The 20572-nt window shown below is 67.0% G+C and carries 21 protein-coding genes and 1 tRNA gene; 12 read left to right on the forward strand and 10 right to left on the reverse strand.

From position 1 onward, the window contains the following. Nucleotides 1-86 precede the first annotated feature (86 nt). From C0V75_RS15310 to C0V75_RS15360, 11 genes are all read left to right on the forward strand, one after another. Nucleotides 87-1292, forward strand: a complete 1206-nt coding sequence (locus C0V75_RS15310; RefSeq protein WP_101921842.1) for an amidohydrolase family protein — start codon at nucleotides 87-89, stop codon at nucleotides 1290-1292. A gap of 45 nt (nucleotides 1293-1337) precedes the next feature. Further along, nucleotides 1338-3497 carry a trehalase family glycosidase gene (locus C0V75_RS15315; RefSeq protein ID WP_101921843.1) on the forward strand — a complete coding sequence of 720 codons (2160 nt, stop codon included), beginning with the start codon at nucleotides 1338-1340 and terminating at the stop codon, nucleotides 3495-3497. Between the two features lie 346 nt (nucleotides 3498-3843). Further along, nucleotides 3844-4914, forward strand: a complete 1071-nt coding sequence (locus C0V75_RS15320; protein WP_101921844.1) for a PotD/PotF family extracellular solute-binding protein — start codon at nucleotides 3844-3846, stop codon at nucleotides 4912-4914. Between the two features lie 52 nt (nucleotides 4915-4966). Continuing rightward, nucleotides 4967-5803: an ABC transporter permease gene (locus C0V75_RS15325; protein WP_216821469.1), complete on the forward strand. Its 837-nt coding sequence runs from the start codon at nucleotides 4967-4969 to the stop codon at nucleotides 5801-5803. Continuing rightward, nucleotides 5800-6570: an ABC transporter permease gene (locus C0V75_RS15330; protein ID WP_101921846.1), complete on the forward strand. Its 771-nt coding sequence runs from the start codon at nucleotides 5800-5802 to the stop codon at nucleotides 6568-6570. The genes C0V75_RS15325 and C0V75_RS15330 overlap by 4 nt, the downstream gene beginning before the upstream one ends. Before the next feature lie 32 nt (nucleotides 6571-6602). Beyond that, entirely contained in the window at nucleotides 6603-7646 is a 1044-nt protein-coding gene (locus C0V75_RS15335) for an ABC transporter ATP-binding protein (RefSeq protein ID WP_101922112.1), read from the forward strand. Beyond that, a complete protein-coding gene (locus C0V75_RS15340) occupies nucleotides 7646-8212 on the forward strand; it encodes an isochorismatase family cysteine hydrolase (RefSeq protein ID WP_101921847.1) in 567 nt (188 codons plus the stop codon). Before C0V75_RS15335 ends, C0V75_RS15340 begins: the two co-directional genes overlap by 1 nt. Then, nucleotides 8209-10461, forward strand: coding sequence for a beta-glucosidase (locus tag C0V75_RS15345; protein ID WP_101921848.1), 2253 nt, complete (start codon nucleotides 8209-8211; stop codon nucleotides 10459-10461). The genes C0V75_RS15340 and C0V75_RS15345 overlap by 4 nt, the downstream gene beginning before the upstream one ends. Before the next feature lie 30 nt (nucleotides 10462-10491). After that, nucleotides 10492-10923, forward strand: coding sequence for a MarR family winged helix-turn-helix transcriptional regulator (locus C0V75_RS15350; protein ID WP_101921849.1), 432 nt, complete (start codon nucleotides 10492-10494; stop codon nucleotides 10921-10923). A 135-nt stretch (nucleotides 10924-11058) separates the two neighbouring features. After that, entirely contained in the window at nucleotides 11059-11859 is an 801-nt protein-coding gene (locus C0V75_RS15355; RefSeq protein ID WP_101921850.1) for a lytic transglycosylase domain-containing protein, read from the forward strand. Between the two features lie 16 nt (nucleotides 11860-11875). After that, on the forward strand, nucleotides 11876-13363 hold the full coding sequence (locus C0V75_RS15360; protein ID WP_254216500.1) for an FAD-dependent oxidoreductase: 1488 nt from the start codon (nucleotides 11876-11878) through the stop codon (nucleotides 13361-13363). A 31-nt stretch (nucleotides 13364-13394) separates the two neighbouring features. Here the strand turns inward: C0V75_RS15360 and C0V75_RS15365 are convergent. Further along, nucleotides 13395-13471 (reverse strand) — tRNA-His (locus tag C0V75_RS15365). A 141-nt stretch (nucleotides 13472-13612) separates the two neighbouring features. Here C0V75_RS15365 and C0V75_RS15370 point away from each other — a divergent pair. Continuing rightward, a complete protein-coding gene (locus C0V75_RS15370; RefSeq protein WP_101921851.1) occupies nucleotides 13613-13831 on the forward strand; it encodes a DUF6324 family protein in 219 nt (72 codons plus the stop codon). 4 nt (nucleotides 13832-13835) lie between these two features. Here C0V75_RS15370 and C0V75_RS15375 read toward each other — a convergent pair whose 3' ends face one another. The 9 genes from C0V75_RS15375 to C0V75_RS15415 form a co-directional block, all read right to left on the reverse strand. Further along, a complete protein-coding gene (locus tag C0V75_RS15375) occupies nucleotides 13836-14297 on the reverse strand; it encodes an MmcB family DNA repair protein (protein WP_101921852.1) in 462 nt (153 codons plus the stop codon). 346 nt (nucleotides 14298-14643) lie between these two features. Further along, nucleotides 14644-15474 (reverse strand): YdiY family protein, encoded by an 831-nt coding sequence (locus C0V75_RS15380; RefSeq protein WP_101921853.1) that lies wholly within the window; start codon nucleotides 15472-15474, stop codon nucleotides 14644-14646. A gap of 211 nt (nucleotides 15475-15685) precedes the next feature. Beyond that, nucleotides 15686-16573 (reverse strand): LysR family transcriptional regulator, encoded by an 888-nt coding sequence (locus tag C0V75_RS15385; RefSeq protein ID WP_143710437.1) that lies wholly within the window; start codon nucleotides 16571-16573, stop codon nucleotides 15686-15688. 129 nt (nucleotides 16574-16702) lie between these two features. After that, complete coding sequence (locus C0V75_RS15390; protein WP_101921855.1) at nucleotides 16703-17032, reverse strand: hypothetical protein; 330 nt, start codon at nucleotides 17030-17032, stop codon at nucleotides 16703-16705. A gap of 118 nt (nucleotides 17033-17150) precedes the next feature. Then, entirely contained in the window at nucleotides 17151-17588 is a 438-nt protein-coding gene (gene nusB, locus C0V75_RS15395) for a transcription antitermination factor NusB (protein ID WP_101921856.1), read from the reverse strand. A 20-nt stretch (nucleotides 17589-17608) separates the two neighbouring features. Next, nucleotides 17609-18109: a 6,7-dimethyl-8-ribityllumazine synthase gene (locus C0V75_RS15400; RefSeq protein WP_101921857.1), complete on the reverse strand. Its 501-nt coding sequence runs from the start codon at nucleotides 18107-18109 to the stop codon at nucleotides 17609-17611. A gap of 3 nt (nucleotides 18110-18112) precedes the next feature. Then, the gene (ribB, locus tag C0V75_RS15405; RefSeq protein ID WP_101921858.1) at nucleotides 18113-19210 is read right to left on the reverse strand and encodes a 3,4-dihydroxy-2-butanone-4-phosphate synthase; all 1098 of its coding nucleotides are present in this window, start codon (nucleotides 19208-19210) and stop codon (nucleotides 18113-18115) included. A 105-nt stretch (nucleotides 19211-19315) separates the two neighbouring features. Further along, entirely contained in the window at nucleotides 19316-19888 is a 573-nt protein-coding gene (locus C0V75_RS15410; RefSeq protein WP_101921859.1) for a hypothetical protein, read from the reverse strand. 25 nt (nucleotides 19889-19913) lie between these two features. Beyond that, nucleotides 19914-20513: a riboflavin synthase gene (locus tag C0V75_RS15415; RefSeq protein WP_101921860.1), complete on the reverse strand. Its 600-nt coding sequence runs from the start codon at nucleotides 20511-20513 to the stop codon at nucleotides 19914-19916. Between the last annotated feature and the right edge of the window lie 59 nt (nucleotides 20514-20572).

Raw genomic sequence — 20572 nt, forward strand, 5'->3', positions numbered from 1 at the left:
AACGATCCTGCAAGATGCGCTTGATCCGTGGGGAAAGACTGTTAGCCTACGAATGACAGGACCACAGGCTCATCCGGAGGTGCCACATGAGCGAGACGCAGAGCAAGCTGGTGATCCGGAATGTCGGCCTGATGCTGTCGGGGCGGATGGAGGCCCCGATCCTCGATGCCGATTGCCTGATCGCGCTGGACGGGCGCATCACCGCCTGGGGGCGGGCGGCGGATCTGGATACCGAGGGGGCCACGACCGAGATCGACGCGCAGGGCGCGACCCTGGCGCCGGGGCTGATCGACAGCCATGTCCACCCGGTTGTGGGGGATTACACGCCACGGCAGAGCCAGTTGAACTGGATCGATTCCACCCTGCATGGCGGGGTGACGACGCTGATCTCGGCGGGCGAGGTGCATATGCCGGGTCGCCCGCGCGACATCGTCGGGTTGAAGGCCATGGCGATCGCGGCGCAGCGCTGGTACGAGAATTTCCGCCCCTCGGGCGTGAAGGTGATGGCGGGGGCGCCGGTCATCGAGCATGGTCTGGTGGAAGAGGATTTTCGCGAATTGGCCGCCGCCGGGGTGAAGCTTCTGGGCGAGGTGGGGCTTGGCACCGTGAAGGATGGCAAGACCGCGCGGCAGATGGTGGATTGGGCGCGGAAATACGGCATCCAGAGCACGATCCACACCGGCGGCCCCTCGATCCCCGGATCGGGGCTGATCGACGCGGATATGGTGCTGGAGACGGGGACGGACATCATCGGCCATGTGAATGGCGGCCATTCCGCCCTGCCCGATGACCAGATCATCTGCCTGTGCGAAAGTTGCAGCATGGGGCTGGAGATCGTGCATAACGGCAATGAACGGGCGGCGCTGCTGACGCTGAACACGGCGCGGGAACTGGGGCAGATGGACCGCATTCTTCTGGGCACCGACGGGCCGGCCGGATCGGGGGTGCAGCCTCTGGGCATCCTGCGGATGATCGCGATGCTGTCGAGCCTGGGCAATGTGCCGGCAGAGATCGCCTTCTGCTTTGGCACCGGCAACACGGCGCGGCAGCGCAATCTGGACACGGGCATGATCGAGACGGGCTATTGCGCGGATTTCGTGCTGATGGATCAGGCGCAGCATACGGCGGGGAAGACGATCCTTGAGTCCGTGCAGTTCGGCAATCTGCCGGGCGTGGGGATGACGATCATCGACGGGGTGGTGCGCAGCCAGCGCAGCCGCAACACCCCGCCCGCCTGGCGGGTGCCGAAGATCCTGCGCCAGCCCGCCCCGGCCGAGGGCGGCGGCCACTAGGAAGGCTGCGCCCTTTCTGCTTTGCTGGCCGCGACAGGAGGACCCATGCTGCGCCACATCACCATCCCGCCCGAACGCGCCTGGAATTCCTGGTCGGACCGGCCCGGCGAGATGGTGTTCCTGCCGCTCGGCCTGCGGGTGACGCCGATCCTCTATTCTTCCCGCCTGCGGCAGACGGCGCGGATGGAGCCGCGACGGGATGCGATGCGGCTGGGGCGGCACGCGATCGACGGGTCGCTGATCGAATGGGAGGCCGATCTGGCGGGGACGGTGGTGGCCTTTTCCACCACCAAGCCCGATCCCTTTGCCTTTCGCGGCTCTTGGTCCGGGCGGCCATCGGAATGGGGGCTGCGCTTCTGGGTGACCCTCGCGATTCATGCCGAGGGCGGCGAGACCGCGCGGATGGTGGACGGGGCTGCGGTGATCCGCTTTGGGGACCGCCATGTCGCGCTGGTGGCGGATCAGGCGCCGGTGCAGGTGACCGGGCATGAGAGCCTGGACGCGCTTTGCGCGGAGTATGAGACGCATGGCTATTTCCACCGCGACAGCCGGGCGGAGGCAGCGCCGGTGCTGGCGCTGCGCTTCAATCTGGAGATGATGCGGAGCGGCGCCTATGCCGCCGCTGTGGCGGATGACGAGGCGCTGGCCATCGCGCAGGCGCGTGCGGCGCTGGCCCCACCTGCCCCGGCTACGGCGCTGGACCCGGCCTGCGAGGCGATCCGCGACATCGTGGCCTGGAACACGGTCTGGGACGGGGCGAATGCCCGCCCCTATACCGCCGTGACGCGCATCTGGAACCTGGGCGACTGGGCAGTCTGGCACAATGACCAGACCTATGCCGCGCTGCTGGCCGGGGTCTTCGACATGCAACTGGCGCGCGAGAACCTGGCGGTGGCCCTGTCTCATGCCACGCCGCAGGGCAATTTCGCCTGCATCGCCACGTCGCGCGATACCTGGGTGGATCGCAGCCAGCCGCCGCTGGGCAGCCTGATCGCCTGGACGCTGTATCAGCGCAGCGGCGAGCGGTCGGTGCTGGAGCAGGTCTTCGACACGATGGCGCGCAATCATCGCTGGTGGCGGCGGATGCGCGATCCGGAAGGGACGGGGCTGGTCTCCTGCGGGACGTCGGATGTGGGCGAGGCGCTGTACAAGGGCACCGCCTTCGGGGCGCGGAACGAGACGGGGATGGACAATTCCGCGACGCATGACGAAGCCGTCTATGACCCCGAGACGCGGACCCTTTCGACCTGGGACCTTGGGCTGAACTGCGTGCTTGCACTGGATGCCGAGATGCTGGCGCGCATGGCCGAGGTGCTGGGGCGGCGGGAGGAGGCGGCGGAATTCGCCGCCCTGGCCGAGCGGCACCGGGCGCTGATCCGCAGCGAACTCTGGGATGACGGGCGGAAGATCTTTGCCAATCGCCAGCGGCGGGGCGGTTTCGTGCGGTCGGTGTCGCCGACGAGTTTCTACCCGTTGCTTTGCGGGGCGGCGGATGCGGCGCAGACCGCGCATCTGATGCGGCATCTGGCCGATCCGGCGACCTTTGCGGGCGACTGGGTGCTGCCTAATGCCACGCGGGACGATCCCGCCTTTGCCGAGAATGTCTATTGGCGCGGGCGCATCTGGCCGAATGTCAACTATCTGGTCTGGCTCGGGCTGCGCCGCGCCGGGCGGGCGGCGGAGGCGAAGGCGCTGGCCGACCGATCTGCCGCCCTGTTCCGCAAGAACTGGGAGGGGCGGCGCATCGCCGCCGAGAATTACAGCGCCGTCACCGGCGAGGCGATGGATCAGGGGGATACCGATCCCTTCTACATCTGGGCGGCGCTGCTGCCTTTGATGGAGATGGGCGAGACGGCGGATTTCGATCCCTGGCGCGGGCTCGTCCTGCAACCGGGGGCGCAGCGGCGGATCGGGCCGATGGTTTCGCCCTGGGGGGCGATGACGGTCGCCTCTTCGGAACAGGGGCTGAGCGTGGCGCTGGACGGGCGCGAGCTTCTGTTGGTGGAGGGCGGCGGGATCGACAGCGTCATCCTGCGCGGCGATCACGTCTCGGCCCGCGCGGCCGCGCCCTGCCGGATCACCCTGCGGCGGGAGGCGCCGGTGCTGGCGCTGTGCGACGGCGCGGCGATTCGAGCGCAGGCCGTTGCGGGCGGACAGGCCTTTGACCTGACCGAGGGCCAAAGGCTTGACCTCTGGTTTCGTTGAGTTTTTCTCCAGGAAAACAGTGCGGGAAAAAAGGATTTGACAGGTCGGGACGGGAAAATAATAGTATGCATACCAACAAATTTGATCACCGGGGAAGGTGATCTGCGACAGGGAAACTGCGCCTTGGACCGACCGCGATGTGCGCGCGTCATCGTCAGGTCACGGGCTTTGCGCGACGAAGATCGAAGGGCTTGGCCGGTTGCCGGGCGCGGATGGGCTGTGGCCCCTGCCGTGCGCGGACCGGACCGCAGGAAAAGCCTTTGCCCGGACCCTGGGCAGAGGCGCGGAATACCATCGCCGTCCGCAGGGATGGCCCATCACAAAACTCGTCCAACGGAGGTCTGACATGGCGAATTTCACAAGACGCGACACGATGCGGATGCTGACGGCTGCGCTGGCCGCCGGTGCGGCGGGCAGCTTCCCGGCGCGGGCGCAGGGCGGCAAGATCACCGTCCTGAACTGGCAGGGCTATGGCACCGACGAGGCCTGGGCGCTTGAGGCCTTCATGGCTGCGACGGGGATCGAGGTGGTGCATGACTATTTCTCGTCCGAGGCCGAGACGCTGACGAAGCTGCGCACCAATCCGGGCGCCTATGACGTGGTGCTGCTGAATTCGGCCCGCGTCTCGACGGCGGCTTCGGAAGGGCTGATCGCACCTGCGGACCTGTCGAAGGTGCCGAATGCGGCCAATATCTCGCCCGATCTGCTGGCCAATCCCAACTTCTCGATCGACGGGCAGGGCTATGCCGTGCCGTGGGTCTGGGGGATGACCTCCATCGCGGTGCGCGAAGGCATCGCCAAGCCGGCCTCCTACAAGGACCTGGCGAGCGAGGCCTATGCCGGGCGGTTCGCGATGAATGACGATGCGATGATCGCGGTGGCGCTGGGGGCGCTGACCACGGGGCAGGATCTGAACGACCCCGCCGATATGGAGGCGGTGAAAGAGGCGCTGAAGGCGCTGAAGCCCAATGTGAAGATGCTGTGGTCGTCCGAGGACCAGTGGAACAAGTCCTTCGCGGCGGGCGAGTTCGACGTGTCGATATTCTGGTCGGGCGGGTCTGTCCGGTCGCGGCGCAATGCCAATCTGCCGGTGGATTTCGTCGTCCCCGCCGAAGGGGCGGTGGTCTGGGTGGACGGGCTGGCGATGGCGGCGGGCGCGCCCAACCCGGATGGCGCGGCGGCCTTCATCAACTGGATGATCGACCCGGCCTTCTATGTGGAATGGGCGACGAAGGTCGGCGCGCCGGCTTCGGCCAATGCGCAGGCGCTGGCGGGGCTGCCGGCGGATGACCTTTCGGCGCAGGTTCACAAGGCGGAGTTCATGGTGTCGAAGAACGTCATGTCCGCCATGCCCGACGAACGGCGCGAGGCCTTCAACGCCGCCTGGCAAGAGGTGAAGGCCTTCTATGCCGAATGAGGCAGACATGGCATTGCGCGGGCCGGTCGGCCCGCGCAGATTGCCGGACTGGATGGCGACGACGGCCCTGCTGCTGCCCGCCTATGCCTGGCTGACGCTGGCGGTGTTCCTGCCGCTTCTGACGATGTTCGTCTTTTCCTTCCTGAACAAGACGCCGATGGGTCAGGCCCCGGTCGAGTTCACCCTGCGCCATTACCGGGCCTTCATCGACCAGCCCTATCTTCTGGGCGTGGCCTGGAACACGCTGATGATGGGGGTCTGGACCACGCTGATCTGTGCCGTGCTGGGCTTTCTGGCGGCGCTGGCGCTGGTGCGGTGCAGTTTCGGCCGGTCGCGCGAGATGCTCTTGGTGCTGATCCTGCTGCCCTTCTGGACCAACGGCCTTGTCCGGGTGTTTTCCTGGACCATGGTGCTGCGCGAGAACGGGTTCCTTGACAGCCTGTGGCATCTGGTGGGCGACGGATCGGTGGGCTTTCTCTATTCCCGGCCGGCGATCATCCTGGGCCTTGTGCATGGCTATCTGCCTTACATGATCCTGACCTGCTACATCGCGCTGGTGACCATCGACGATGCGGTGATCGAGGCCGCGCAGAGCCTTGGCGCGCGGTGGTGGACGGTACTTGGCAGCATCCTGATCCCTCTGGCGCTGCCGGGGCTGATTTCGGGCGCCGTGCTGACTTTCGTGCCGGTGATCGGGTCCTTCATGGAGCCGCGCATCCTGGGCGGGCCGGTGGGCATGACGCTGGGCACGGTGATCGAGGACCAGTTCACACAGGCCTTCAACTGGCCCCTTGGCGCGTCGTTGTCCTTCACGCTGCTGGCGGTGGTGCTGGCGATCTTTGCCACCTTCTCGGGCGTCTTGCGGCGCGGAACGGCGGGGGCGTCATGACGCGGCTTGGTCTGGTCTTTCTGGGGATGGTGCTGCTGTTTCTTTACACGCCGATCCTCGTGCTGATGGCGATGGGGTTCAATGCCTCGCCGCTGTATGAGCTGCCCTTCGAATTCTCCACCCGCTGGTATTCCGACCTGATGGGGAATGAGAGCCTCCTGACGGCGGGGTTCAATTCCATCGTGCTGGCGCTGATCACCTCGGTCCTGGCGACGGCCATCGGCACGCTGGCGGCCCTTGCCCTGTCGCGGCGACATTTCCGGGGGCGCAGCCTGCTGCAATTGCTGCTGCTGCCGCCCATCGCCATTCCGTGGCTGATCACGGGAACGGCGATGCTGATCTTCTTCTTCTGGACGGGGATCGGGCGCGGGATGCATGCGCTGGTGATCGGGCATGTGGCGCTGGCGGTGCCCTATGTCGTGCTTGTGGTCGGCACCGGATTGCAGACGGTGCGGGCCGATCTGGAGGAGGCGGCGATGAGCCTTGGGTCCACCCCGATCCATGCCTTTTTCGCGATCACCCTGCCCCTGCTGTTTCCGTCGATCCTTGGCGCGGCGCTGTTCGCCTTTGCCGTGTCGCTGGATCAGTTCGTGGTGTCCTATTTCCTGTCCTCACCGGGCTATGTGACGCTGCCCGTGCAAATCTATTCCGCGATCCGCAAGGGCTTCACGCCCGAGATCAACGCGATCTCCACCCTGCTGTTGCTGGGGTCGATGACCGTAATCCTGATCTTCGCCCGTTTCGCCAGACCCGGAGCGCCCAAGTGAATGCCCAAGTGAATGCCCCAGCGACTGCCCCTGTGACCCATGTCGCCATCCAGTCCGTCGCCAAGCGCTTTGGCACGGTCCCTGTCCTGAGCGACATCACCACCAGCTTTGCGCCGGGCAGTTTCACCAGCCTGCTCGGGCCGTCGGGATCAGGGAAGACGACGCTCCTGCGGATTGTTGCGGGCTTTGTCACGCCGGATGAGGGGCGCGTGACCATTGGCGCGCGGGACGTGACGGACGTCCCCGTCTGGGGGCGCAATATCGGGATGATGTTCCAGTCCTATGCCCTGTTCCCGCATATGTCGGTGGCGCGCAATGTGGCCTTCGGCCTGGAACGGCGGGGAATCCGGGGGGCAGAGGCCGCCCGCGCCGTGGGTCAGGCGCTGGAGATGGTGCGCCTGACGGGGTTCGGCGACCGGATGCCGAAACAGCTTTCGGGCGGGCAGCAGCAGCGGGTGGCGCTGGCGCGGGCGCTGGTCATCAAGCCGTCGGTGCTGCTGCTGGATGAACCGCTGTCGGCGCTGGACCGGCGCCTGCGGCAGGAGATGCAGGTGGAACTGCTGCGCATCCAGCGCGAGACGGGCCTGACCACGATCTTTGTCACCCATGACCAGGAAGAGGCGCTGACCCTGTCGGACCGCATCGCCATTCTGGACAAGGGCCGCATCGTGCAGGCGGGCCGCCCGGCGGATATCTATGAACGCCCCGAAACCCGTTTCGCGGCCGAATTCCTGGGCGATTCCAACTTCCTGAGCGGAACCGTGTCGCAAGGCGCGGTGCGGCTTGGCGATGGGACGGTGGTGCAGACGGCGCATCCCCTGCCCGCCGAGGGCAGCCCGGTGACCCTTGCCATCCGGCCCGAGAAGATGGCCGTGACGGAAAGCGCGGCCAACCTGCTTACGGCGCGGATCGTGACGGTGATCTATGCCGGACCGGTGCTGTCCTATCTGCTGGAAACCCGCGACGGCACGAAGCTGAAGCTGTTCCTGGCGAACCGCGACGGGACGGTGCTGCCCGAGGGCGAGACGATCAGCCTTGGCTGGTCGCCCGACCATGCCATCCCGGTGGCCGACTGATGCAGGTTCTGTCCCATCGGACCCTGCATCTGGTCATCGACATGCAGCGGCTTTTCGCCGAGGATCACGGCTGGCAGGTGCCCTCCATCGCCGCGATCCTGCCCAATGTCCGCAGGCTCTGCGCGGCCCATCCCGAAGCGGCGATCTATTCGCGCTTTCTGACACCGCCCGTGCCCGAAGCCGCCAAGGGCCAGTGGCGCAGTCTTTACCGCGCCTATCCGCAGGTGACCGGGCTGGAACGCGGCATCCTGGACCTTGTGCCGGAGTTGCAGGCGCTGGCCGCGCATGGGCGCATCCTCGACAAGACGACCTATTCGGTCTTTCCGGCGCTGAAGCTGCCGCCGGGCACGGATACGGTGATCTTTTCGGGGGCGGAAACCGATGCCTGCGTCCTGGCCAGCCTTCTGGGCGCGGTGGACAAGGGGCTGCGCGTGATCCTGGCGCGGGATGCCGTCACCAGTTCCGACATGGCCGCGCACGAGGCGACGCTGGACATGATCGCCCGCCGCCTGCCCTGTCAGGTGGAACTGGCCGCGACGGATGACATCCTGCGGGCCTGGGCATGACCTTGCCGCCCCTGACCCGCGACGAGAAGGTGGCCTTCCTGAACGGGCAGGGCCTGTGGCGCAGCCGTGCCGTCGCGGGAATCCCCGCGCTGGTGATGACGGACGGGACGCATGGGCTGCGCTATTCCACCTCGCAGATCGACGATGCGGCGCAGGGCCTTGCGGCCTTTCTTGCTGTGGCGCGGGGCGACACGGGAATGTTCGGCGACACCGCCCCGGCGACCTGCTTTCCCAATGCCTGCCTTTCGGCCTGTTCCTGGGATCTGGACCTGGCCTATCGCCTGGGCGCGGCGCTGGGGATCGAGGCGCGGGCGCTGGGGGTCAACATCCTGCTTGGCCCCGGCATCAACATCCGGCGCACGCCGCTGGCCGGGCGCGCCTTCGAGTATTTCAGCGAGGACCCGGTGCTGAGCGGCGATCTGGCGGCGGCGATGATCCGCGGCCTTCAGGATCAGGGCGTGGGCGCCAGCCTGAAGCATTTCGCCTGCAACAATTCCGAAATCGCCCGGACGACCACAAGTTCCGATGTGGACCTGCGCGCCTTGCGGGAAATCTATCTGGCGGGGTTCGAGCGGGCCATCGCCAAGGCCGACCCCTGGACGGTGATGGCCGCCTATAATCCCCTGAACGGGGTGGCCTGCGCCGAGAATGGATGGCTGCTGACCACGGTGCTGCGCGAGGACTGGGGCTATCGCGGGCTGGTGCTGTCGGACTGGCACGCGATCCGGGATCGCCCGGCCTCGCTGCTGGCGGGGACGGATCTGGACATGCCGGAAAGCGCCCCGCGCCGGGCGGCGCTGAGTGCGGCGGTGGCGGAGGGGCGGGTGCCGGAGGCCGCGCTTGACGCGGCCTGCGCGCGGATGGCGCGGCTGGTCGAACGGGCGCAGGCGGCGCCGCCCGCGCCGCCGAACGATCTGGCGGCACATCACGACCTGGCCCGGCAGATCGCCGCGCAGTCCATCGTCCTGCTGGCAAATGACGGGACGCTGCCTCTGGCGCCCTGCCGCCTTCTGGTGATCGGGGAAGGTGCCATCCATCCGGTGATCCAGGGGGCCGGGTCGGCGACCACGCGGCCGACGCAGGTGGATCAGCCGCTGGAGGCGTTGCAGCGGCACTACCACTGCACCCATCTGCCCTTCGGCACGGCGGGCGAGATGCTGGAGGCGGCGGCCGGTCAGGACGCCGTCCTCGTCTTTGCAAGCCATCAAGGGAGCCGCGAAGGCGAAGGGGCGGACCGCGACACGCTGGCCCTTGCCCCCGGCCAGTCGGAGGTGATCACCGCCCTTGCCCGGGCGGGGCATCGGGTCATCGTCACCCTGACCTGCCCCGATGCGGTGGACCTGCCCTGGGCAGAGGAGGTTTCGGCCATCCTGTGCTGTTTCTATCCCGGTCAGGGCGGGGGCGCGGCACTGCGCGACATCCTGTCGGGCGCGGTGAACCCGTCGGGCAAGCTGACCACGACCTTCCCGCTGCGGATGGGAGATATTCCGGGTTTCCTGTCCTATCCCGGCGAGAACGGCCATCATTCCTATGGCGAAGGGGTGTTCGTGGGCTATCGCGGCTATGACCAGCGCGAGATGCCGGTGCGCTATCCCTTTGGTCACGGGCTGAGCTATACGACCTTCCGCTATGAGGCGCTGCGCTTGTCCGGCGCGGCCATCGCGCGGGGGGGCGGGATCACGGCGGAGGTGACGCTGACGAATAGCGGGGCGCGCCGGGGGAAGGAGATCGTGCAACTCTACATCCGGCCCCTCGATCCGGCGCTGCGCCGCCCGCCGCGCGAGTTGAAGGCCTTTGCCAAGGTCGATCTTCAACCCGGGGAAAGCACCACCCTGACCTTCCCCCTGACCGACCGCGATTTCTGCCATTTCGACCCGGCCGAGGGGCGCTTTGTGCTGCGGGCGAAGGGCTTTGTGATCGAGGCCGCCGCCTCGTCCCGCGACATCCGCCTTTCCGAACGGATCGACTGCGTGGCAGAGCCCGCCGCAGCCCCGCCGCTGCGAACCGGGACGCCTGCCGATGTCCTGCTGGCGCATCCGCCTTCGGCCCGGATCGTGGCCGAGGCCCTGACGCGCTGTCTGCCCCTGTCGGAGCCCGAGGCGGATGCGCTGGTGGGGCGCTGCCGGGGGTCCTTCCTCGGGCTTTACGACACGCTGACCTGGTATGTCGGCCCCGAGCTTTCCGAAGCGGCCTTTCAGGCGGAACTGGATCGGGGACGAGACCTTCTGGACCTTGCGCGCAATCCGTGACAGGTATCCGAAAACACCCGGAGTTGAGGAATGTCGGACGCGGACGCCGCAAAAGCCTATGTGCTGGAAGACCAGATCGGCTTTCGCCTGCGCCTTGCGAACCAGCGCCATCTGGAAATCTTCGCGGCCACCATTCCGGATGTGACGCCCACGCAATTCGCCACGCTGGTCAAGCTGAAGGAGTTGGGCGTGCTGTCGCAGAACCATCTGGGGCGGCTGGTGGCGATGGATGCGGCGACCACGAATGGCGTGGTCACCCGCCTGCGGAACAAGGGGCTGGTGCGGACGCAGGCATCGACCAATGACCTGCGGCGGCTGGAAGTGTCGCTGACCCCGGAGGGCGAGGCCTTCATCACCGAAAAGATGGCGGCGGCGCATGATGTTTCGGCCCTGACGATGAAGGGGCTTACGGCGCGGGAGCGCGAGCAGATCCTTGCCCTGCTGGCCAAGATGGCCGTCTGATCGGGCCTTTCGGCAGGGCCGCACAACCGGCACGGGCGCGGGGCGGCAGAGATTTTCCACTGTCCCCAAGACAGCTTGCAGGATCGGTGATCTTGCCTATCCTGCCGGGGAAAATCAGGCCAGACACGGTGTTTCATGCGTCCCTTTGCCTTTGGAAAAGCCCTTCTCCTTGCCGCCCTGCTGCCGTCGGCCGCCGCGGCGGTGCAATGTTCCGATACCGGGGGGCAGTACGAGGACTGGAAACCCCTGATGGCCGCCGAGGCCGAGGCGGCGGGCGTGGGGCGCCGGGGGATCGAGGCGCTGATGAACACCAGCTATTCCAAGGCCACGATCGGCGCGGATCGCAACCAGAAGAGCTTTCGCTACAGTCTGGAAAAGTTCCTCGAAGTGCGGGGGGCCGATGCCATCGTGAACCTTGGCCGCAAGCGCAAGGCACAGAACCCGGAGTTCTACGCCGCGCTGGAGCGGCAATATGGCGTGCCGGCGGGCGTGCTGATCGCCATTCACGGGATGGAAACGGGGTTCGGCAATTTCATGGGCGATACCAATGTCGTCTCGGCCATCGCGACGCTGGCCTATGACTGCCGCCGCAGCGATTTCTTCACGCCGCATCTGATCGCGGCGCTGAAACTGGTGGATATGGGGGCGATTTCGCCCGCCACGGTGGGGGCGAAACATGGCGAGCTGGGCCATACGCAATTCCTGCCGGGCAATGCCCTGACCTATGGCGTGGATGGCAATGGCGATGGGCGCGTGGACCTGACGGATATCGTCGATGCCATGGCCTCGACCGCCAATTTCCTGCGGCAGAAGGGGTGGCGCCCCGGCGCGGGCTATCAGCAGGGCGAGCCGAATTTCGCGGTGATCGAGGAATGGAATGCCGCGACCGTCTATCAGCAGGCGATTGCCCTGATGGCGGCGCGGATCGACGGCTGAGCGGGACAGCCCCGGCGTGGATGCCGACATCCTCATCATCGGGTCCGGCATGGGGGGTGCGACGCTGGCCGCGGCGCTGGCCCCGACGGAACGGCGCATCCTGATCCTGGAGCGGGGCGAAAGGCTGGAGGACAGCGCCGAGGCGCGCGATCCGGCGGCGATCTTCCAGCGCGGCCATTTCCGGCCGAAGGAGACCTGGCTGGATGCGGCGGGCCAGCCGTTCAACCCCGGCAATTATGCCTGCGTGGGCGGCAATACCAAATTCTACGGGGCCGTGCTCTTGCGCTATCGCGAGGCGGATTTCCGGCCGCTGCGGCATATCGAGGGCATCACCCCCGGCTGGCCCTTCGCCTATGGGGAACTGGAGCCCTTCTACAGCGCGGCAGAGCGGCTGTATCGCGTGCGCGGCGATGCGGCGGGCGATCCGACGGAACCGCCCCGATCGGCCCCCTACCCTTTCCCGCCAGTGCCGGATGAGCCCGACATCGCCGCCCTGCGCCGGGCCTTTGCCGCGCAGGGGCTGCATCCGTCATCGCTGCCGCTGGGGGTTGATCTTCAGGCCTGGCTCGCCCGCGCGCCCACCACCTGGGACGCCTTTCCCGACACGACCGGGGCGAAGTCGGATGCCGAAAGCTGCGCGCTGGCCGAGGCGCTGCGCCATCCCAATGTGACGCTGCGGACGGGCCTGCGCGTGACGCGGATACGGGCGGAGGGGCGCAAGGTGACGGGGGTGGAGGTGGAGGGGCCGGGCGGCCCTGCCATCCTGACCGCCGGGCAGGTCTGCCTCTGTGCCGGAGCGGTGATGACGGCGGCGCTGCTGCTGGCCTCGGCATCCGAGGCGCATCCGCGTGGGTTGGCCAACGCGTCCGATCAGGTGGGGCGCAACTTCATGAACCACAACCTGACGGGGATGATCGCGCTGAACCCGTTCCGGCAGAACCGGACGGTCTATGAGAAGACCATCCAGTTCAACGACTGGTATCTGACCGGGGGGCCGGAGGGCGAACCTTTGGGGAATGTGCAGATGCTGGGCCGGATCACCGGGCCGATTCTGGCGGGCGAGGCGGGGCTGCCCCTGCCGCTGGCCCGCTGGATGGCGGATCGGTCGATCCATATCATGGCGATGTCGGAGGACCTGCCCGATCCCGACAGCCGGGTGATGTGGCGGGGCGGTCAGGTGGTGCTGGACTGGCGGCGGACGAACACCCGCGCGCATGACCTGCTTGTGGCGCGGCTGAAACGGGCGATGCGGCGCGCAGGCTGGCCCATCGTTCTGGCCAAGGGCTTTCCCAAGTCGAAGCCCAGCCATCAATGCGGCACGGCACGGATGGGGCTGGACCCTGCGACCTCGGTCGTGACGCCCGATCTGCGGGCGCATGAGTTCGACAATCTCTACATCGCCGATGCCTCGGTCCTGCCCACCTCGGCCGCCGTGAACCCGTCGCTGACGGTGGCCGCGCTGGCCCTGCGACTGGGCGCGCATCTGGCGGCGCGGCCCCAGTAAGGAGGCAGCATCTGGCATCTGCGGGAAAAGATGGTACCGCCTCCCCGGCTCGAACGGGGGACCCCCAGATCCACAATCTGGTGCTCTAACCAACTGAGCTAAGGCGGCACTCGCGGGCCGTTTACCCCCCTGCCCCGACGATTGCAAGAGGATGATTGCCCTGCCGCGCGCAGCCCGTGATGCGGCCCGTCTTGCCTCGCCCCCTTTGCCGCGCTAGGGCAGATCACATCGGAAACAGGATACGCAATCATGGGCATCGACAAGCAGAGCGACATCGCCGCCAACATCCAGATCGGCCCCACCGATCAGGGCATGGTGCGGATCTATGTCGAGGCGGAGGGTGGCATCGAACTGCCGCTCGACTTCGATCCGGACGAGGCGGAAGAGATCGCCGAGGAACTGCGTGCCGCCGCCGAGGCAGCGCGCACCCTGGGCAGCCCGGCCCCGCGAAAGCCCGGCCGCCGATGACCGGCTACCAGCCCGCGATCAGGGCGCCGGGATCGCGGACGGCCTGAAGCCGCAGCGCCGCATGGCGGGCGAATTTCTGCACCATGACCTTGCGCCGTGCCGGGGCGAGGGCCGTTTCCGGCCCCATCCGCAGGATTTCGGCGTCATAGGCATCGGCGAGGATCAGCCCCGTCTGGTCCGGCAGCATATCGACCGGAAACTCGGCATCCACCGCCCAGAAGAACCGGTCGCACCAGTCGAGATAGCCCTGCCATTTGCGATCCGCCGCGAAATCCGCGCGGCCGGATTTGCATTCGATCACCCAGAGTTCGCCCTTCGGACCCAGCGCCATCACATCCACCCGCAGCCCCGGCGCAGGGATCATCTCTTCCACCGTGACGAAATCCAGCGCCCGCAAGGCGCGGCAGACCCCGCGCGCGAGGCGCTGGCCGGGCATCTGGGGAAGGGGATCAACGGGCTGGCCCATGCCGGAAACATGAACCAATCGTGAACATCCTGCAAGCCCCCGCTCCCTGCCCTGCCGGACCCCGCCGCAGATCAGCCTTGCGCCCCGGGACGCCGCGCCCTATCTCGGGAGGCGGCGGGTGCTGCTCTTCGCGTGCGAGGCTCTTTTCCAGTGGCCGATAAGCAAACGAATGGGGGCTGGCTCTGGCAGGATCCTGGTCCTGCTACCTGGCGCCCACCTGAGACCTCTGGCTCTCGGGAAACCATGCCATCCACGGTCGCTGCGGGCCCGCCACCTGCCTGACACGGAACGATGCAAAGGGGGCGCGCCGTGGCACGCCCCCCGGTTCACTGGCAAGCGGTGACGGTCAGAAACCGAAGACCAGCGACACGCCCAGCTTGTTGTCGCTGCGGATGGCGCGGCTGTCATTGTATTCGGTGACATAGCTGATCCGGGTGGAGACGGCATCCGTCACCCGGAAATTCACGCCAAGGTCGTTGTTCACCCGCAGCGCGGCATCCGATGACAGGATATCGGTGTCATTGGTCAGGAAGATGCCGTCATTGATCCGGTAGTAGAAGCGCGAGGCGGCGAGATAGCCCGTCTCGGTCACCGAATTGCGCAGGCCGTCTTCCAGATAGCTGACCCCGATACCGGCCTGAAGGCGCCAGGTCATGTCGGGCGTGTTGATGACCCGATAGCCCGGACCGAAGCCCAGAAACGCGTCACGTCGCACGTCACCTGCCGTGTTTGCCAGCCCATCCGCCTCGATCCGCGCCAGAACGAAGCCGTAAAGGCTTTGGTCGAAATAGAGGTTGGCGTCATAGACGGCGAGGATGTCTTCCTTCGTCTTGCGGTCCTGATCTTCGGCAAAGTCGAGGGCCGCGCCGAGCGTCTGGACGAAATTGCCCTGCGTGTAGGACAGGCGCACCCCGGCCGAAAGCTCCTGGCTTTCGTTGTTCCCGGTCTTGCCGGAATAGCCAATCGAGGCGCTGCCGGTCAGACCCGGCCGCGTTTCGGGATTGCCGAAGCGCGCGGCGTCTTCGGAGCGGGCGAAATCCTCGTCCACCACCTCGTTGATATCGTCGATGCGGTCATTCACGTCGCGCACCCCGGTGATCGTGGTCTGCGCCATCACGGGGGCCGCCAGCATCATCGCCAGCAGGGAAGCCGCCGTCGTTCTGGTCATGGTCGTCATGTCATGTCCTTTCCTGAAAGGCGGCCACCGGGCCGCCCGCTTTCCACGGGACTGGACATAAGCGATTGAATTTCTGAGAAAATTTTAAAGATTCTCAAGGCGGACCCAAGAATTACTCGTATCCCCTGCCCCTTGACGGACACCGCCACCAAGCCTAGCCGAAGCCAGCGGAGGAAGTAAAATCCATTGATTTCATTGGCTTGACCGGGGATCAGAGATCCCCGATCAGCTCTGCCACATCGGCCTGGGCCTGGGCTACGGTCGCCTCAAGCGCCATCTGCGCGGTCTGCCGCAGGGCCGGGTCGATGTCATTGCGCCACACTGCCCAGATCTCTTGCGCGAAACTCGGCGCGTCCGTCACCGGGAAAAGCTGGCCCGCCGCCACATAGCTGTGCACCGCGCGGGCCGGAACATAGGCCGCAAGCGGCCGCGCCGCGATATAGCGCAGGATCAGCGTGCCGACGGCCATCTGCACATCGGGGACGGGCAGGTCCGGCAGGGCGCTTTCGTGGAAGCGCAGGAAATCCTGCCCCCAGTCAGCCAGCACATAGCGCCCCTTCAGATCGGCGATCTGGGCGTCTTCCCAGGGGGAGACGAGGATCAGGTCATCCTCCATCAGCACCGCGCAATCCAGCCCGCCCCGCACCGCCGGGGCATAGGTCAGCGCCACCTGCAACGTTCCTTCGGCCACCCGCCGCATCAGGGCCTCGGGCCCGTCCACTTCGCTGCGGAGCGCGATGCGCGGCTCGGACGTTGCCAGCGCGTCCAGCCAGCGGAACCCCAGACGCGACCAGAGCGACACTTCCGCCCCGATGGAAAGCGCGGCGGAGGGCACCTCGGCCCCGCCGACCTGCATCCGCGCCTGATCCCAACTGCGCAGGATGGCCGCCGCGTGACGCCGGAACTCGCGCCCTGCCGGGGTGGGCGTCACGCCCGTCTTGCCGCGCTGGAACAACGGTCGGCCCAACTGTCCTTCCAGCCGGCTGATCCGCAGGGACACGGCCGATTGCGTGACATGCAGCCGGTCCGCCGCCGCCGCAAAGGAGCCCGTGTCGATCACATCCAGAAAAGTCCGCAAAAGCTGCAAATCCATCATCATCACCTGTGCAACAAGATTGCGGGCGCCTTGCGCGCCGCCAAGCAAAAGGCCCCCCGCATCGCGGAAGGGCCTTGCACCGGGTCGCCCCGAAGCGGGGCGGTGTCAAATCAAGGAAATGTGGTCAGGCCGTCAGCGCCGAGTGCGGCGCAGATGGATCTGGCTTTTCGGCGCGGGCGCCGTTTCGCGCAGGCGGATCGGTTCAAGCCGCATCATGCGCCCGCCGCGCGGGCCATCCTCGGGATCGGCCATCCGCATGATCACATAGGCGAATTGCGCGCCCGAAAATATCACCCCGTTGAAGACGATCAGCATGGCGGCCGCCACGTAGCCCGTCGAAGAGCCGAGGATCAACCCGCCCAGCCCGCCGATATCGAGCGCGATCAGCGCGACAAGGAAGATGACAGAGAGCGCGAGGCCGACCGCGATGCTCTGGATGTAAAGACGCACGAGTTTCGGCATGACGCGACTCCTCTTTCCCTGACACGGAGCCTAGCCCCGGATCGCGCCACTTCCAGCCCCAAAATGCCGCAGGGGGCCGACCGGCCCCCCGCTGCGCGCCTTTCTGCCGGAACAGGCGTCAGAAGGCCGCAGGTTTGGCCTCGCGTGCCATGTGGTCCAGCACGGCATTGACGAATTTCGCTTCCTTGCCCTCGGGGAAGAAGGCCTTGGCGACATCGACATATTCGGTGATCGCCACTTTGGGGGGCGTGTCCATCCCCACGATCTCGCCCCCTGCGGCGCGGAACAGGGCGCGCAGCACCGGGTCGATCCGGTCGATCGGCCATTTCGCCACCAGGGCGCGGTCGGTCATCTGGTCGATCTTCGCCTGCCAGTTCACGGCGGCATCCACGACCTTGCGGAAATGGGAGGGGTCGCCCTCTTCCATCTCGACATCGTCGAAGACCTCGCCAAAGCGGTGCGTCTCGAACTCGCGCACCACGGCTTCGACAGTCTGGCCGCTGCTCTCCATCTGGAACAGGGCCTGCACGGCATAGAGCCGCGCCGCCGATCTCATTCTCTTTGCGTCAGGCGCGGTCATGCCCGGAATCCGATCCCCTTGGTCTGGCCGGCCCAGTTGCGCGAAAGCGCGATCAGATGCAAGGCCGCCGCCGCGGCACCGCCGCCCTTGTCCTGCCCTGCCGGATCGGCGCGCACTTCGGCCTGGGCCTTGTTCTCCACCGTCAGGATGCCGTTGCCGATGCAGGCCCCCTGAAGGCCAAGCAGCGTGATGGCGCGGCTGGAATCGTTGCAGACCGTGTCGTAATGTGTCGTCTCGCCCCGGATCACGCAGCCCAGCGCGACGTAGCCGTCATATTTCGCCATCCGTTCGGCCATGGCGATGGCGGTCGGCACTTCCAGCGCGCCCGGCACCTCGACCAGATCGACCTCGGCCCCGCATCGCGCCGCCATCGCCCGCGCCCCGGCGATCAGGTTGTCGGCGATGGTGCGGTAATAGGGCGCGACCACGATCAGGAGTTTCACCGGCTTGTCGAAGACCGGAAGCGGCAGGGTGTAGTGACCTTCAGTCGCGGCCATGGATCATGCCTCCCGGATCGGGCGGGTGCCCGCGATGGACAGGCCATAGGCCTCCAGCCCGACCACGCGGGGGGCTGCCGAATTGGTGACCAGCGTGATCCTGGACAGGCCAAGCGCCGACAGGATCTGCGCGCCAAGCCCGTATTGGCGCAGGGTCTGGGGCGAATGTTCGCCGCCTTCGACCATCTTCATCGTGGTGTCGCGCAGCAGGACCACGACCCCCCGCCCTTCTGCCGCGATCAGGCGCATGGCCGCGGGCAGGTCGCCGCCGCCGCCGATGCCCAGCACATCTTCCAGCGGGTTCAGCGCATGGACGCGCACCAGCACCGGTTCGGCCCCGGTCAGATCGCCCTTGGTCAGGACGACATGTTCCGCCCCCTGCGTTTCATCGGAATAGACGCGCATCAGCCAATCGCCGCCATGGCTGGAGGTGACGGCCTTCACCGCCTTTTCGTTGACCAGATTGTCATGCCGCCGCCGATAGGCGATCAGGTCCGAGATGGTGCCGATCTTCAGCCCGTGCTTCTGCGCGAAGGTGATGAGGTCGGGCAGCCGCGCCATGGTGCCGTCATCGTTCATGATCTCGCAGATCACGCCGGACGGGTTCAGCCCCGCCAGCCGTGCCACATCCACCGCCGCCTCGGTATGGCCGGCGCGCACCAGCACGCCGCCATCGCGGGCGCGGAGCGGGAAGATATGGCCCGGCGAGGCGATGTCCGCCGCGCCCTTCGTGGGGTCGATGGCGACCGACACGGTCCGGGCGCGGTCGGCGGCGGAGATGCCGGTGGCGATGCCCTCCACCGCCTCGATCGACAGGGTGAAGGCCGAGGAGTGGCGCGAGGAATTCTTGCGGTCCATCAGTTCCAGACCGAGCTGATCCACCCGCGCGGCGGTCAGCGCAAGGCAGATGAGCCCGCGCCCATGCGTCGCCATGAAGTTGATCGCATTCGGCGTGCACATCTGCGCCGGGATCACAAGATCACCCTCATTCTCGCGATCCTCGTGATCGACAAGAATGAACATCCGCCCGTTGCGGGCATCCTCGATGATCTCCTCGACGGAGGAAATCGCATCCGAATAATCGGTCTTCGTCTCGCTCATGGTCAGGCGCTCCGGCAGCTCTTGCCAGCGGTCCTAGCGCGGCTTGCGCGCGAAGGCCAGAGCGGACCCGACGCACAGCCCCTGTGCGCCGACATGCGGGGGCTGTCAGGCGCCGAAATAGCGGTCGGCGGCGATCCAGCCCGCCAGACGCCCTGCCGCGCACCAGTCCCGCTCCAGCGCCGTCTCGCCCACGAGGATGACCCGGTCCCCCGGCACCTGCCCCAGGGCGGAGCGCAGCGCCAGGCCCGCCTCGCGCCAGCGACCCAGCAGATCGGGCGCCGGATGCACCGCCTCCAGCAGCGGGCCGCCCGCCCGGGCTGTGGCGGCCCGCGCCACATCTGCAACGGTCAGCGGGCGGATGGCCAGGGCCACCCGGCCGCAATCGGCAAGCGAGGCGAGTTTCGCGGCCCGGTCCGCAGGCAGGACAGACGCGGGCGCCAGCAGGCGCAGCGCATTGGAGGAAAAGAGAAAGGCCACCACGTCATGCCCCGTCGCCGCGCGGACCGAGGCATAGGTCCGGTAGTCAAGGCCCAGTTCCGCCGCCCGCTTCACCCGCAGCCGCACCACTTCCACCGGCAGCGTGGGCAGGAGCCGCTCGCGCGCCTGCTGCCAGCAATGCCGGCGCCATGTCTGGCCCGGTTCCGGTGACGGCCCGCCGTTATGGCCGATCCACGTCATCCGGTCCGCCCCGTCACTAGTCCCGTCATTGGCCCCATTCCCGCAGCCGCGCGACATAGCGCGCCATCGTATCCACTTCGAGATTGACGCGATCCCCCAGCTTCACCTCGCCCCAGGTCGTCGCCTTCTGGGTGTGGGGGATGAAGTTGATGCCGAACTCCACCCCCTCCACCTCGTTCACCGTCAGCGAGGTGCCGTTCAGCGCGACCGATCCCTTCGGCGCGATGAAGCCGGCCAGCGCATGGGGCGTGCGGAAGGTCACGCGCAGCGAATCCCCCTCGGGGCGCAGACCCACCACCTCGGCCAGCCCGTCCACATGGCCCGAAACGATATGCCCGCCCAGTTCATCGCCCACCTTCAGCGCGCGTTCCAGGTTGATCCGCTTGCCCGGCGCCCAGCCGTCGAGATTGGTCTTCGACAGGCTTTCGGCGCTGATTTCCACGTCGAACCAGTTGCGCGGGCTGGTTCCCAGCGCGATCACCGTCAGGCAGACGCCATCGCAGGCGATGGAGGCGCCGATGTCGATGCCGCCCACGTCATAGCCTGTGCCGATGCGGGCGCGCAGATCGCCGCGCCGTTCCGTCTCCAGCACCTCGCCGATATCCGTGACGATCCCGGTGAACATCCCGCCTCTCCTTCATCCGCTTCCGCCCAAGACCTAGCCCCGCGGGCCGCCTTCGGCAA

The organism is Tabrizicola sp. TH137 (assembly GCF_002855575.1).
Taxonomy (GTDB): domain Bacteria; phylum Pseudomonadota; class Alphaproteobacteria; order Rhodobacterales; family Rhodobacteraceae; genus Paragemmobacter.